Genomic DNA, 14,499 nt, shown 5'->3' with positions numbered 1-14,499 from the left:
CTCAGTCGCTTAAGAAATATCTCGTCAAATGTCAGGCTATTGTCTCTTTAAACTTTTCAAACGATGCTTCATCAGGCCAAATCCATTTGGGACAATCAGTACCACCAGCGATTGTATCTACTGTACGGTGTGTATGAATGTGAGATTTCTGAATTTTGTATTTATCCACCAAATATCCAATCAGGTTTAACGAACACTGTTGTTGCTCTTGTGTCATACCTAAATTATTTTTGTCAGCAACGTGTTCGATTCCGATAGAACGATGATTCATAGCTCTGTCACCTGCGTGCCAAGCGGTATGATCTTCTAACACCATCTGGATGCATGTACCGTCACGAGCAACAATGTAGTGTGCAGAAACTTGTGCTTCAGGGTCTTGGAATGTGGCTATAGCAGCTTGCAATGAACAGTCGGTGTTGTGACACACAATAGAATCAATTGTCGATTCGCGGTAATCAGTCTGATTTTTAGAGCTTGCAGGAATCCATTTTACGTCTGGTCTACTCATGATTTTTCTCCTAATATTTTGATAACTATTTCTTGTGCAATTTGTTGCCCCATTTGGGTAGAGTTAATTCCAGGCTTCACTTGAATTGCACCACCAGGCACTACGCTACCTGAGAGCAAGTTGTCTGGTAAACCTTTATTAGCCAGCAACTTCGCCAATTCACTCTCTACCTCTGCTTGCAACAACCGCGCTTGACTGGGAGAAATCGGCATCCCCTCTAAAATCAGCTTTTCTATATCAATATTGATATTCATACTCTTACCCCCGTAGGTGCTAAAACCCGAAAATCTGTCTCATTCACTGGTCGATCCAATTTGCGAAACTCAGCCCGTGCTGCCGCTAACACCAACTGCATCGTCACAGGCGTACCAGTGCCAGCAGCCAGAAACGCTGCATTCAAAGCAATATTGTGAATACTGCCCCCCGTCATATTCAGACGTGCCAAACGGTTAAAATCTAAATCCTGTGTTGGTGTCTCTACTGGAAACACCTTTTGCCACATCACCTGACGTTCAGCCACACCCGGAAAAGGAAAATTCACAATAAACCGCAAGCGACGCATAAAGGCATGATCTAACGAACTCTTAAGATTGGTTGCTAGAATTGCCAAACCGCGATAATTTTCTAACCTCTGTAACAGATAATTCACCTCAATATTGGCGTAGCGGTCATGGCTATCCTTCACCTCAGAACGTTTGCCAAATAAGGCATCCGCTTCATCAAAAAACAGAATTGCCCCGCCATCTTCCGCCGCGTCAAACAAACGCCGCAGGTTTTTCTCCGTTTCTCCAATATATTTGTTAACCACAGATGAAAGGTCAATCCGGTAAAGATTTAGCTGCAAATCATTGGCTATCACCTCCGCCGCCATTGTCTTTCCTGTGCCGCTTTCCCCGGCAAACAAGGCACTAATCCCCATGCCCCGATTCATGCGGTTGTGAAAACCCCACTGTTGATAAACTAGGCTGCGCTGTCTGATTTGATCAGCAATTTGATGCAGCAAGTTTGTCTCCTCTGCTGGTAGGACAATATTATCCCAAGTTGCTTTCGGGTCGAGGCGTTGAGCTAAAGTATCTAACTGCGGACGAGTACTAGCAAGACAAGCCGACCAAAGCTTACCACGCAAGGTTTTTCTCCAAGCCGATTCGTTGAACCTCTCCCCCAACCCCTCTCCTACAAGGAGACGGGAGTCCTCCTCTTTCTCCCCCCTTCCCTGCAAGGGAAGGGGGGCTGGGGGGGTTAGGTCTTCTTCCTGCGACGGCATTTCCCCCAACACTTGCTGGGCAATCTGCTCAATCTTAACTAAATTTAGGTTAAACTGAGTCGCCAGAACCTGCGGACTACTATCTGCTACTCCTCCTAATGCCTCAGTCCAAGTTGCTTTTTGTTCCGTGAGTGTTGGCTTTTCAACATCCACGACAATTGTCGGCAGACCCAATTGCTTAACTTCACGAGTGCTAAGGAAAAGTAGACCACCACTGCGGGTAAGAAACCGATGCAAAGGAAGTGCTTGTCCTTCTGTAGTGGGTTTACCGTCAACCTCTTGGGCATCTAAATACAGCGCCAGCGGCAATAGCAAGCTTTCCCGATGCCACAAACGAGCAATTGTCTCTAATTCTCTCGCCTGAGTGGGCAATAATTCCACTGCCAAACGATAGACATATTTATCTAGTTGGGCTGCTACATGTTGGGCTATTAGTTGCTTGCTGAGAGAATCTGCCCCCACTAGCTGAATAATAGGTAAACGTTGTTCTCTATGCGTTTGGTGCAGTTGCTGAATAATTGTTTCGACAACAGCGTTTTGAGATGGGGGTAATTTTACATTCCATTCTGCTGTTTCCATCGGCATCAGTAGTGATACCAAGCGATCGTCTAAAGAATTTAATCCTTTAACATAATTTAATATCCGTTCATCTACCCGTAAACCACTCGTAGTCAGCGGTTGAACTCCTGACTGATGAATTTCAATTAATTGCCAGTAACGCAAAGGTCGTTCCCAACAAAGGGCATCCCAAGTAGGTTCATCGAATAATGATAAAGCTAAGGCAAAGGTAGGATAAGGCTGGTGAGAATTATCTGAAGCTTTGGCGCAAAGACGCGCTATACCTGGATCTAATTCCATTGCAATGCATAACAGTAAGACCTGTTGTTCAAAGTCAGATAAATCTAACTTTTGGCTTAATAGAACTAGTGCTGTGGATGGATTCATCCCTTCCACTATTGCCATTTCTGTGACTTTAGGCTTTTCAATATCAGGTAACTGTGCAAACTCAGACAAACGCCAGCGTAGCCAAGCCAGTTCATTTGCTAGGTATTCTTCATTGTTTGCTCTCCAAGAATCGAGGTTGTTCATAAAATCACCACCTTCTGATTTTGGTCGAAAACAGGCGGTGTCACTGTGCGATCCACCAGCAAACTATCTACTCCATCAATCCGCACTCGTACAAAATACTCACCCGATGTAACACCTGCAATCCGAAACTCTAGCCTATCTGTTTGATTTGGATGTGGTTGAGCCAGCACTTCGCGATCGCCTAACAATAACGCTACCCTTTGTCTTGGTCGCACTTGAGGGCTTAAAATCAGAGTGAGGCTTACTTCGCCATTAGCGTCTGCTGTTGCCTCTGGTGGTATAATATCCAAGATTTTAGGTGCTAAGGCAAAAGATAATTCATTGGTAGTCCGACTTGGTTCGCCAGTTCGCGTTACTTTGGCTACCACGGTATATAAACCTGCTGCCCAGTTTTCAGGCTCATCAGGTAATTGAACTCTAATATCCGTTGCCGTCCTCTCTGCTAAAGGTGATAATTCCAGAGAAATTTCTAAACGAATATTTGTCAAAGATATAACTAGATTTTCAGCATCTAAGTGAAAACCATTAAGAATCAGAATATCGCCCAATCTGGCGCTAGCTTGCTGGTTAGGCAATTGCAGAGAAACCAGTGTGGGTAAGGGTGACGATAGGTTTGATTGCAGAATTGAGCCGCGATCGCTAGACTGACGCTTGATAATTGGTAGCGGAGTTTTTGCAGGTAAGCTACTCTCAATCAGCACTACTGACACTTCATAAGCAGCAGAAACTCGATAGGGTACTTGAAAAGTTGACCAGAGGTTAAACACCTCTTCCACAGATAGCGGTTGATAATCAATTCGCAACTGTTCTTCTTGTAAGTCAAGGTCGTACTCTTGAGGATCGGTAGTAGGCAAAGCTGCCCTAATATCCGCAGAAGTAATCATAGGATGGTCATTAAAAACACTCATCGCCACACCCAACAACCGATGACTCGTAGGTTCTGGGAAGTCATCATTTTGGGCGTAAGCAGTCAGTAGGTAGTAGAGGTTCAACGGCAAAAGCTGGTGTCCTGTTTCACCAGGCTTTACTTGAGAAGGAATATCCATATTCCGCCAAGCTGGGTTTATTTGAGTATCGTAGAGAAATAAATTAACTTGATCGCCACTACTAACAGTATTATCTCGTACCTTATCCAATGGTCGTGTCGTCACAGTGATTCCCCCCGAACTCTCAACATCAAACCTTTGCTGGAGCAAGTGACGCAATGTAATTGTGACAGCCGCAATAGCTAAAGCGTTGCTCATCGCTTACCTCCTTCTGGCACGTCGCTGCAAGTATTCATTCAAACCCATCACAGATGTTGCTGTCCGGGGCTTTGGTCGAGACGGAGGTGGTGCTGGGGCTGCGCTGCGAATTTCTAGCCGACCAATTGTGACTTGAATCTTAGGTGGTGTATCCAAACCCACTGGCGATGTCTGCGACGGGCTTCGCCAACGCTTCTGGGCTTTTTTGCTACTAGCTGCAACGACTGACAAATTTTTTACAGTGAGGTCATTGATAGGCTGAGATAGCGGTCTGAAATCAGATTCCTCTAGTTGCGTAAAGTACAAAGACTTCACTTCATCTTTACCTCTATCCGCAGACATAGACAAGTTAGGGGATGTATTCTGAGGTAATATTGAATTTTCAACTGGGCTGGTGAATATACCTTCATTGGGATTAATTTTCTGGCGTTGCATATTTGCGGGATGATGGGCGTAGTTAACGTTCATCTCTGCCTCACCTTGTCTCAATTCATCCCACTGTTCGACAACACCAATTTTCTGGCTACCAATATGTTGGCGCTTTTTAAATCTATCCGCAGACATAGAGAGGTTAGGGGATGGGTTCTGGGGTAATATTAAGTTTTCAACTGGGCTGGTCAATACACCTTGATTACGATTAATTTGCTGGCGTTGCATATTTGCAGGATGATGGGCGTAATTAACGTTCATCTCTCCCCCAACTTGCCCCAATTCATCCCACTGTTCGACAACGCCAATTTTCTGGATAGCAATATGTTGGCGCTTTTTAAATCTATCCGCAGACATAGATAAGTTAGGGGATGGGTTCTGGGGTAATATTAAGTTTTCAACTGGGTTGGTCAATATACCTTGATTACGATTAATTTGCTGGCGTTGCATATTTGCGGGATGATGGGCGTAATTAACGTTCATCTCTGCCCCAGCTTGCCCCAATTCATCCCGCTGTTCGACAACGCCAATTTTCTGGATAGCAATATGTTTGCGATCGCTCGTATTATAGTTTTGTGAGCCGACTTCCTGAGTAGAAGCTTTTTCCCCACGGAAATCAGACAAGTGAGAGTCAGAAAAGTTGACTTGTGATTGTATGTCAATTCCTGGGGTTGAAGGATGTAAAGCAGGAGTTGGTATTATATCTGAATTAATAGCAGTTAGCTGAATTATCGGTTGTGAAGCGACAGATAATGATAGATTATTTACGAATGGTGCAATAGAACTGTTTGTCTGAAGCGAAGATAGTTTAGAAGAAGTATCTGCGAGAAGTGGCTGTATTGATGAAACATTTTTTTGGACAAACCTCTGCTGATTTTCTGGCACATTAGACGTAAGTTTTTCCTGGGGTTCGGCAATTGTTTCTGTAGCAATTGTAGGTGTTAAGGTCTGTTTGTGTGAATTCGCTAAAGTACTATCAATAGTAGATGCGTTAGCGGAGCTTACCGTACCCCTACGGGGAAGCAAGCTAGGCGTAGCGTCTCGTTGGCGCAGCCTCTCGTAGAGAAGAGAAGGTATCGCTCCATGTTGTACTTGTGGTTGAATTACAGGACTTAAGGTGGAAATGCTAGTGTCCATAGTTGGCACAGGTGTTAAAGATAGTACCCGCTCGCTTGCAGATGCGTTGGCGTTGGCGTAGCCTCTCCAAGAGTTACCCGTCGTAGACATCGCCACAGGTTCTTCTAAAAACTGGTTGGAATCTAGTTGTGGATTAATGAGCTTTTTTACTTGCAAAGATAAAACATTTTCATTCCCAATTATTTGCGGTAATTGCTGTTGTACTAATTCACTTGCAGACTGTTTTTGGTGTTGAATTACAGGACTGAAGCTGGGAGTGCTAGTTTCTAGCGTCAACCCAGGTGTTAATGATTTTTGATTTGTGGGCAATATTTGATTAGCAACAGGTGCGCTGTCTACAGGTTTTTCTGGAATAGATGGCTGTAAACTTATCAGCTTTTGCACTTGAGTAGATGAAACATTCCCACTTCTTTGTAGTGATTGCGTTGATGACAATTCAGTTACAGCTTTTTTCTGGTGTTGAATTACAGAACTTGAGGCAGGAGCGCTAGTTTCCACTGCTAGCATAGGTGTTAAAGGCAAAACTTGAGAAATAGCAGGTGCGTAGACGTTGGTGTAGCCTTTCCAAGAGTTTACCATCGTAGACATGGCTGTTGATTCTGATTGAAGTTGAGGAAGAAAGTCCTCAGAATTTTCGACTTGTGGTAACTGAGAATGGATAAAGACTGGATTAATTTCTGTAGGTTGCTTATGTAAGTTTTCAGTTGCAGATTTTCCCTGTTGTAGAACGCTAGGAATTGATAGAATAGTGCTGGCTTCTGCTTGTATTTGCGGGAGATATTGCTTCAAAGACAATACCTTTGCTAAGAGATTAGGAGAAACTTCTTGATTAATTTCAATTGATTGGTTTTTTAATGATTGAGTTGTAAGTTTTCCTAATTTTTTACCAACTAACTTTGAGACAGGAGGATTATTTTCGTTTGCGATCGCAGTCCTTGAAATTGCGGGATTTAGATTTTGTAAAGAAAATATTTTTTCTTGAGGAGTAAAGGAAAACATTACTGTCTTTGTTGGGTTTTCGGAGAAATATGTTTGCAAATCTGACTTTAAAGGTGATTGCAAAGATAAACCCAGACGATTGATTGTAATTAGTTGCTGGGGGAAAGATTTAAGTGGAATCTGCCTCTGTTCAAAGATGGGGTTAGAGAGAGAAGTATTTGATTCTGTGTTGTGTACAGAAACGAGATGATTCGATAGGAAAGTCTTTGTTTGTGGTACAAGTGCAGACTTCAATAGCTCTGTGTTAGGATTAGGTACTATTTGATTTGTAGTCGATGAAAATCTTTCTAATTCTACAAAACGTTGAGTTATCAATCGTTCCCAGTTTACTATATTTGAAGTTTGGACAGAAGAAACAACAGGATTAATTTTACTTACTTGTTTCTGTGATAACTGACCAGGAACCAAATTTAGTGTGGTAGTGCTTGTTTTTTGCTCTGGGTTTGAAGGTTGGACAGAAGAAACAACAGGATTAATTTTACTTACTTGTTTCTGTGATAATTGAGCAGGAGCAAAAGTTGGTGGAGTACTACTTTTTTTTTGCTCTGGGTTTGAAGTCAATTGCTGATTATCAGTACTGATTTGAGTCAGAACTGAATCTGAAAAATTCCAATTGGAGGATAATTCTAAGTCAGGCTTTTGTGTCAAATTAGGAATTGACTTTAGTATTGGTTGGGAAGATTGAACAGGTGTTGAAGTTAAATTAGTTAACAGGGGGTTAGTTATCTCTTCAGATATTTGCCCTATTGTTGCAGGCGTTAGCGAAGCTCGCCGCAGGCATCGCTTCTCCAACAACTGCACAATGTCAAAATTGGGAAATTTTTCCGCTTCTGATGTTGTTTCTAACTCAGTTGATTCTGTGGTAAAAGTCGATGACTCCCAGTCAAGGGTAGGCTCTGGTAACGGTTCAAAGACTGATAAGACAAGAGGTTGAACTGTATCGATTAAGTTAAAGCTTTTAGCTACCAAATGAAAGAGATAATTGCTCATCAGTCCGTCACCATCTCTAAGTACAATTGTCGCCGTCTGGGACTCATCGCCAAAATATCAGCTTCACGCCAACTGTAAGCAGCAGCTAAAGTATGTACCTCTCGCAACACTCGAAATCCCCAAGCGTTAATCTCAGCCCAGAAGAACGACACAATGTCAAATAATAATTGCCATTGGTGGTTACAAGCGGAACAGGAAATATCAATTGGCACATTTGCTTGAGGATCTGCTTCAGCCATTTGGGTAATAATTGCATCTCTGGTATGAGATGGTAATTGCTGAAACAGCAGATATTCACCGTTACACACTGCTTGCAAAATACAGCGTTCTAATAAAATCTCTTGAGCAATCTCTGGCTGTTTGTGTTCAGCGATCGCTATCATATCTAAACTGTTTGGTAGACGAAAACTCACCTGATAATCACCAAGCTCAAGACAATATTTCTCAACTGGTTCAAGTGACAGTGATGCTACACGCATATCTGCAATATCAAAATTGAGTTCCAAGACTTCACCACAGCTTGGACAGGTGACTTGACTAACCAGTTGTGAACCAAATGTCCACTCCCGCAATGTCAGCAGCATGGCATCACGCTGACCGAGGCTGAGTTGAGTAAGCATATCTATGGAGGTTTCAGGACAAGCACTAGCTAGTAGCTTGATTGCTTTAGACCAAGATGGCTGATTAAGTCCCCACTCCCAGATATTTAACAGTTCCGAGGCTGATAGCGATCGCATAAAAATCCTACTTGAATCTTGCTGAGTATATTAAGAACTGAACCTTTATATGGCAGATTTTTGTATTTTCAAAAATCAAATCGGAGTTCCATAAAAGGTTTAAATCTTTCATTGATTTAATTACCTACCAACAAAACCACCAGTGTCACCACCTGCCCAACAACTTTTGTTTATACAGACTTTAGGTAGTTTTTGGTCAAATAATTCTTTAAAGTAATCTAAACTACTGATATCCTGTCCTTCATAACCTTTTGGCTGACAAATTCTTCCCTCATAATGTCCAGGAACCCTGACTTGACCCATAACATAAATATCGCCCCCAACTGAACTAGCGCTCATTTCCTTTTGATGTGAATAGGCAGCAATATAGCAACCTGGAGAGCCGATAAAATCGTTAACTGTAGGTATAGAAAAATCATTAGGGAGAATGTACTGATTGGGATCAATTGTAGTTACAGAGGACTGTGGAACATTACCACTTTTTATTATATGATCCAACTTTGAGATAATATAAGGATCTTTGATTAAGCCAGCATCAATATTAAATTGCAGTAGTTCAATTCTTTTGTTCTTATCATCTGGTTTAGTTGCATTGGTTATAAGTTCGGATTGAAACTTAAGTTCTTCAAGTTGAAGATTAGAACTTCCCTGAATAAATGCTACAATACTCGATGTCAAAAATCCAGCTAAAGCAGCAACAACAGCCGTAGTTGTTGGATTACTCAAAATACTGTTGGGAAATCTATTCTGTTTAGCTTTGATGAGATTTTCTTCTCTTTTGATTTCCTGCTCATTTTGATTTTTCTGTTCTTCTAATGCTAGTTTTTTAATTTCAATTAAATTATTCAAAACAGTATCATCAATTTTGCCATTATTACTCACAATGAAGTGATTAATAATTTCATCAATGTTCTGCTTATTTTCTAAATTCATAGCTGATGTACCTCATTAATCTAACCGCCTTGTCTAGGCAATTTCTGCAAGACCCAATTAACAAAGGTTTGCTTCAAGCCAAATTGATTAGCAGAAGTTAGCAAGTTAAGTTCAGTAATCCATAAAAATCCTATTTAAATTTTGCTAAGTATACGGGTAAGTATACTTAGCTGTTTGAAAAATCAAATAGGAGTTCTATAGTTGATTTCCTAGTGATTGAATAATTAACATCTTGATTAACTCAGCCGAGTTAATCATCAAGCACGTTCCCAACCTTCGTTTTCTATCTTTATGTATTCGATAGCGACAGCATTAGCACTAGCATCCAGGTCTGGTAAAGCTTGATATTCTGAAACCCAGCAACCAAAAACGTTATATGAAGTCGCTTTCTGACCAGCTTCATCACGAACCTCAATAGTGATATCTTTACGGAAATCTGCCAGAGACACTTCTGGACTACCACCAAGCGCCCAGACTTTGTTTGCCCATTGTTCAAAATCAGGATCTTTGCTAACACCTCGTTCTAAGGTGATGGCATCGTACTTGCTTTGTCCTGGAGACTTGTAGACAGTGCTAGGGTCGCCACCTGTACGGTGTTCTATGACCTCAGTGGTTCGCTTCAAACCACTGACTTTACTTACCCCAGCCACGTCTTTACCAGCGAATTTCACAACAAACTTAAAGTTTTTGTAGAGGTCTAAACGTTTACCTGAAATAGAAGGCATATATTTCTCCTTAAACTGCTATTTGTCCGGCTATTTGCTGAATCTTGAGAATGACAAATTCAGCAGGTTTGAGAGGAGCAAAACCAACAATGATATTGACAATTCCTAAGTTAATATCGTTTTGGATTGTTGTTTCCTTATCACACTTCACAAAGTAAGCATCTTCCGGCTTACGACCTTGAAAGGCTCCTTGAAGGAAGAGAGTGTGCATAAAAGCTCCAAGATTCAAGCGAATTTGCGCCCACAACGGCTCGTCATTTGGCTCAAAGACAACCCATTGCGTACCGCGATAAAGACTTTCTTCTAAGAAAAGTGCAAAACGACGAACCGGAATATACTTCCATTCATCCGTCAGACGGTCATCTCCATTCCGCGTCCGCGATCCCCAAATCACACGACCATAAGCTGGTAGAGTTCGCAAACAATTGATTCCTAGAGGATTCAATTCCCCATTGTCTGGATCTGTTAGAGGTACACTCAATTGTGGTACACCTGTCAATGTTGCTTCTGTACCTGCTGGAGCCTTCCATACACCGCGTTGAACATCAGTACGAGCAAATACACCAGCGATCGCACCACAAGGAACAAATTCTTCTATTTGATTTTCCCGTAAAGGATTTGGCTGCTTGATTCGAGGAAAGAAAACACCAGCATAACTAGTTGGTTCACCAAGGTCGTTCTGAATACCAGCTTTGGCCTTATCCTTATCAGTCCAAGTACTGGGCGGATCGATGATAAAAAACGCTCGTCGGGTTTGGCAAAATTTTGCTGCTGAATCAACTAAAGAGTCATAATCTATATTGCCATCATTTTTATAAGGCGGAATACAAAGCATATTAAACAGGTCGGCTTTATTTAAAGCGTAAAGACCCTGTTTATTTGCTTCCTTATTTGTCCCTGTGAAGTCGTTCACATCTAGATCGTCACCATCCGCACCGCTGTTTGGTTCCGCTTTGGTATTTGTATCGTTATTATCATCCCACAATCTTTTATCAGGTGCGGGTTGAGCATGAGCAGCTGGTCTGTCTGTTGGCAGAGATTCATCTCTAAATCGAACGAAATAAGATTCATTCAACAAAACTTTATCTACTCGTCTTGGATGATTTGGCAGCACCGATACGTTGCGAAATACTTCTAATTGACTTGTATTTTGATCCAGAACTGTAATGTTGAATAGTTTTTGCTCATTTGCGTCACGTCTGACATTAGTATCTACATATTCAATCCGCACTTTCAAAGCATTTCCCCAACTGCCTTCATTCGCTGCTTCTAAGTTAAGACCATTCACATTTAGTTGTGCTTTCTTAGCTGTGGGTTCAGTTTCCCCTGGAGTTTGACCTTCTGCCTGTTTCAACTTGGAGTGAGTGAGTCGGACAATAATTGCTTGGCTACCACCGTTGAGGTAAAAATCTCGTAGAGCATAGCCAAGAGTACTATTCAGCCACAATCCGCCAAAAATGCGTTCAAAGTCGCCATAACTGTTAATAGTAATCGGCTCGTCTACAGGGCCTCGTAAGGCGCGACCAATAAAGGCAGTAATAGAGGTAGATACGCCTGTAATCGTGCGTACTCCACTCTTGATTTCTTCTACGTAAACGCCTGGATAAGTTGGTTGTATGGGCATTGTTCGTTCTCTGATTAAGAATTAAAACCTACAAATTGACAAAATAGTCAACTTTTAAATAAAAAAATTAAGATAGATCGTAAATTTTAATACCAGTAATAACTTATTTGAGCAAGTAAGCCAAATTCGTATTAGATATAACATTGCAGTGAATTACTTTTAATATTAGTTGTCTCATCGGCTCTGAAACTCATAAAACTCATCCCATAACTCATAGTAAAACTCATGAAAAATAACATTTTTAAATAGGAATGTTACTAAAATAACTTGTAACCAAGTACCTTGATTCTCAACAATTGCATAGGGTCAGAAATAAGAGTGAGTTCTAAACCAAAAGCTTGAGCTTTTTTCTTCAGGTTATTAAGTAGGCGCTCTCAATACTGTTACTCATAAAGATTTGTTTACTTTCTAAAAGCTTATTGTCACTCTTTAGGAACTGACCAGAGTTTGATGGTTTTGTCGGCACTGCTGCTGGCTATCATGTTTCCATACGGTCTGAAAACTACTGACCGCACGCCTCGCTCATGCCCGATCAAATTCTCCAAGAGTTTGCCTTCAGGCAACCCCCATAACTTGATAGTGCTATCATTGCTACCACTAGCTAATCTCTTGCCATCGGGACTGAAAGCCACTGACCACACAACTCCATCATGTCCAATTAGGGAGTGCAACAATTTACCAGTGGGCATTTGCCAGAGTTTGACTGTTCTATCAGCACTGCCACTCGCTAAAGTCCGTCCATCAGGGCTAAAAGTCACTGAACGCACGGCTTGTGAATGAGCATTCAGGGTTTTTAGAACAGCACCATCCATCAGCCGCCAAATTTTGAGTGTACCAGCCTCATTGCCACTAGCTAAGGTCTGCCCATCCGGACTAAAAGCAACAGTTCTTACCCACTTTCCATCCGATAACTGATGAACTTGTACGCCAGTCTGCACGTTCCAGATGCGGATGGTTGTGTCAGCACTACCACTGGCTAACCACTTTCCGTTGGGGCTGATGGCAACGGCTTCTACATCATCTGTATGGCCATCTAGGGTACTAAGTAGTTGCCCCGTCTCTAAATTCCAGAGTTTAATACGGTTATCCCAACTGCCACTAGCGAGCAGCTTGCTATTGGGACTGATGGCAAGGCTTACCACTGCATCGCCGTGTCCTTCTAAAGTATAGAGTAAGGTGTTACTAGGCAGATCCCAAATTCTAATTTTTTTATCGTAACTGCCACTAGCGAGGAAGCGTCCATCAGGGCTGATTGCAAGAGCGTAAACCCAAGTTGAATTTCCTTGGAGAGAACGTAAGGGTTGAGTGGTTGCAACAGAGATAGTAGCAACACTAGCGTTTCGGAAGTGGAAGAATAGGCTAGCACAACTGCTACTACCAACCAAGATCGTTAGGGTGCTGATTGCCAATGCTGCTGAAGATTTCCAGGTAATTGGTTTCGATCTCATAACAGAACATTCCTTGTGCGAGTGGGAAAATAATCTGACTTGCACCCACTGCGTAACCGTGTCGGAGACTAGGGGTACTATAGAGTAATTTTTTCCGGAATTTGAGATGAGAACGCTTTTCCTTTCCCTTTTTGTTGTTTATTCCGATGTTCAATCCAGCGTCGCATCAGAAATAAAAGGGTTGTCGTAACAATCCCTACTAGCGCAATCGGCGTTAAATAGCTCCAATGCTCTGACATTTTGTCCCAAACGTGCCAAGTGAGCAGGAACATAGCTAAGTAAGTCAGGGTATGTAATCGCTTCCAATTTTTTTTCAGTCTTTTGACACTCCACTCATTAGAAGTAATTGCCAATAGGGTAAAAATTATGAAGGTAGATATACCTTGGATATAAATCCAATAGGTATTGGGATCTAAAAAATCAAGGTCTCTCTTTTTCACTAAGAGGAAAGCGTGAAGCAAAGCCAAGCAGAAAGCCAGAATACCGATAAGTCGTCGATATTTTAACAGCCATTTGGGAAGCTTCGCTTGTTTAGTTTGAGGAAAAATGATTCTGAGATTCGTGGGCATTAAGGTGAGAATATAAGCTCCTAAAGCTAGAAATCCCAGGCTGTTTTCTAACGGTGCTGTATCGATTGCTGCCATGACCAATCCTCGTGAATTTTTCAATAAAAACCACTTTTTTATAAGTTAAATATTTACTACACCCACATCAGCGAAGAAGGTCAAAGCTTGCCAGCGTAAGACTGGTATATTTATCTAACTCCACTTCTTAAACCTTTAAGTAATAAACTTTCTAAATTTTACATAGTCTCTTCAGTAAATTCTTGCTTGATTTTATCTATAGCTTTATTCATTTCTTTTGTATGAATCCAACCTACGTAGCCTCCAAATATCATCTTGTTATTGTCATCTGCTAAGAATATGTGTTTTACCTGTGCTGGATTTATAAAAATTTTAACTACCGTTTTATCTTTCAGTGTAAAAAAAGGTGTTGCTCTTTGAAAATCTCTACTATGAGCCATAGTCATACCAGCCACATTCACCAACATTTCAACAACCTTTTGGGCTGTTTGAGAAATACTTGAAGCAATTTCCGCTTCAGTATTCCATTCTTTTAAATAATCAATTGCTTTTTGAGATAAGCGAAAACCTTCTTCAAATACACCAAGTGAATTAAACATTTAAGCTTCTCCTGTTCTACTTATTTAAAAAAGCTAAATTCGCATTAGATATAACATTGCAGTGAATTACTTTTAATATTAGTTGTCTTATAGACTCTCAAACTCATAAAAGTCATTCCATAACTCATAAAAAAACTCATGAAAAATAACATCCCTAAATAGGAATGGTACTAAAATAACTTGTAATTA

12 protein-coding genes are annotated in these 14,499 nt (G+C 41.3%); all 12 read right to left on the bottom strand.

Translation table 11 applies throughout. From position 1 onward, the window contains the following. Positions 1–31: 31 nt before the first annotated feature. Positions 32–508 (bottom strand): N-acetylmuramoyl-L-alanine amidase, encoded by a 477-nt coding sequence (locus tag V7K61_RS15705; RefSeq protein WP_335054436.1) that lies wholly within the window; start codon positions 506–508, stop codon positions 32–34. Further along, a complete protein-coding gene (locus tag V7K61_RS15700) occupies positions 505–762 on the bottom strand; it encodes a hypothetical protein (protein WP_335054434.1) in 258 nt (85 codons plus the stop codon). Before V7K61_RS15700 ends, V7K61_RS15705 begins: the two co-directional genes overlap by 4 nt. Further along, positions 759–2,861 carry an ATP-binding protein gene (locus V7K61_RS15695; RefSeq protein WP_335054432.1) on the bottom strand — a complete coding sequence of 701 codons (2,103 nt, stop codon included), beginning with the start codon at positions 2,859–2,861 and terminating at the stop codon, positions 759–761. Before V7K61_RS15695 ends, V7K61_RS15700 begins: the two co-directional genes overlap by 4 nt. Further along, complete coding sequence (locus V7K61_RS15690; RefSeq protein WP_335054430.1) at positions 2,858–4,105, bottom strand: DUF4255 domain-containing protein; 1,248 nt, start codon at positions 4,103–4,105, stop codon at positions 2,858–2,860. Before V7K61_RS15690 ends, V7K61_RS15695 begins: the two co-directional genes overlap by 4 nt. Before the next feature lie 3 nt (positions 4,106–4,108). Further along, positions 4,109–7,660: a hypothetical protein gene (locus V7K61_RS15685; protein WP_335054428.1), complete on the bottom strand. Its 3,552-nt coding sequence runs from the start codon at positions 7,658–7,660 to the stop codon at positions 4,109–4,111. Next, positions 7,660–8,397 carry a T4 family baseplate hub assembly chaperone gene (locus V7K61_RS15680; protein WP_335054426.1) on the bottom strand — a complete coding sequence of 246 codons (738 nt, stop codon included), beginning with the start codon at positions 8,395–8,397 and terminating at the stop codon, positions 7,660–7,662. The genes V7K61_RS15685 and V7K61_RS15680 overlap by 1 nt, the downstream gene beginning before the upstream one ends. A gap of 120 nt (positions 8,398–8,517) precedes the next feature. Further along, positions 8,518–9,330 carry a hypothetical protein gene (locus V7K61_RS15675; protein ID WP_335054424.1) on the bottom strand — a complete coding sequence of 271 codons (813 nt, stop codon included), beginning with the start codon at positions 9,328–9,330 and terminating at the stop codon, positions 8,518–8,520. A gap of 257 nt (positions 9,331–9,587) precedes the next feature. Continuing rightward, positions 9,588–10,055 carry a phage tail protein gene (locus V7K61_RS15670; RefSeq protein ID WP_334841267.1) on the bottom strand — a complete coding sequence of 156 codons (468 nt, stop codon included), beginning with the start codon at positions 10,053–10,055 and terminating at the stop codon, positions 9,588–9,590. 10 nt (positions 10,056–10,065) lie between these two features. Next, positions 10,066–11,679 (bottom strand): phage tail sheath family protein, encoded by a 1,614-nt coding sequence (locus tag V7K61_RS15665; RefSeq protein ID WP_335054422.1) that lies wholly within the window; start codon positions 11,677–11,679, stop codon positions 10,066–10,068. A 422-nt stretch (positions 11,680–12,101) separates the two neighbouring features. After that, complete coding sequence (locus V7K61_RS15660) at positions 12,102–13,127, bottom strand: WD40 repeat domain-containing protein (protein WP_335054420.1); 1,026 nt, start codon at positions 13,125–13,127, stop codon at positions 12,102–12,104. A 77-nt stretch (positions 13,128–13,204) separates the two neighbouring features. Then, the gene (locus tag V7K61_RS15655) at positions 13,205–13,771 is read right to left on the bottom strand and encodes a ferric reductase-like transmembrane domain-containing protein (protein WP_335054418.1); all 567 of its coding nucleotides are present in this window, start codon (positions 13,769–13,771) and stop codon (positions 13,205–13,207) included. 158 nt (positions 13,772–13,929) lie between these two features. Next, positions 13,930–14,310 (bottom strand): hypothetical protein, encoded by a 381-nt coding sequence (locus V7K61_RS15650; RefSeq protein ID WP_335054416.1) that lies wholly within the window; start codon positions 14,308–14,310, stop codon positions 13,930–13,932. Between the last annotated feature and the right edge of the window lie 189 nt (positions 14,311–14,499).

This window comes from Nostoc sp. (genome assembly GCF_036918015.1).
Taxonomy (GTDB): domain Bacteria; phylum Cyanobacteriota; class Cyanobacteriia; order Cyanobacteriales; family Nostocaceae; genus Nostoc.
This window is presented reverse-complemented; position numbering and strand designations above follow the sequence as displayed.

Bases quoted from the DNA above. Each gene is read 5' to 3' on its own strand.
- V7K61_RS15705 (WP_335054436.1), bottom strand. From the start codon at position 508: ATGAGTAGACCAGACGTAAAATGGATTCCTGCAAGCTCTAAAAATCAG.
- V7K61_RS15700 (WP_335054434.1), bottom strand. From the start codon at position 762: ATGAATATCAATATTGATATAGAAAAGCTGATTTTAGAGGGGATGCCG.
- V7K61_RS15695 (WP_335054432.1), bottom strand. From the start codon at position 2,861: ATGAACAACCTCGATTCTTGGAGAGCAAACAATGAAGAATACCTAGCA.
- V7K61_RS15690 (WP_335054430.1), bottom strand. From the start codon at position 4,105: ATGAGCAACGCTTTAGCTATTGCGGCTGTCACAATTACATTGCGTCAC.
- V7K61_RS15685 (WP_335054428.1), bottom strand. From the start codon at position 7,660: ATGAGCAATTATCTCTTTCATTTGGTAGCTAAAAGCTTTAACTTAATC.
- V7K61_RS15680 (WP_335054426.1), bottom strand. From the start codon at position 8,397: ATGCGATCGCTATCAGCCTCGGAACTGTTAAATATCTGGGAGTGGGGA.
- V7K61_RS15675 (WP_335054424.1), bottom strand. From the start codon at position 9,330: ATGAATTTAGAAAATAAGCAGAACATTGATGAAATTATTAATCACTTC.
- V7K61_RS15670 (WP_334841267.1), bottom strand. From the start codon at position 10,055: ATGCCTTCTATTTCAGGTAAACGTTTAGACCTCTACAAAAACTTTAAG.
- V7K61_RS15665 (WP_335054422.1), bottom strand. From the start codon at position 11,679: ATGCCCATACAACCAACTTATCCAGGCGTTTACGTAGAAGAAATCAAG.
- V7K61_RS15660 (WP_335054420.1), bottom strand. From the start codon at position 13,127: ATGAGATCGAAACCAATTACCTGGAAATCTTCAGCAGCATTGGCAATC.
- V7K61_RS15655 (WP_335054418.1), bottom strand. From the start codon at position 13,771: ATGGCAGCAATCGATACAGCACCGTTAGAAAACAGCCTGGGATTTCTA.
- V7K61_RS15650 (WP_335054416.1), bottom strand. From the start codon at position 14,310: ATGTTTAATTCACTTGGTGTATTTGAAGAAGGTTTTCGCTTATCTCAA.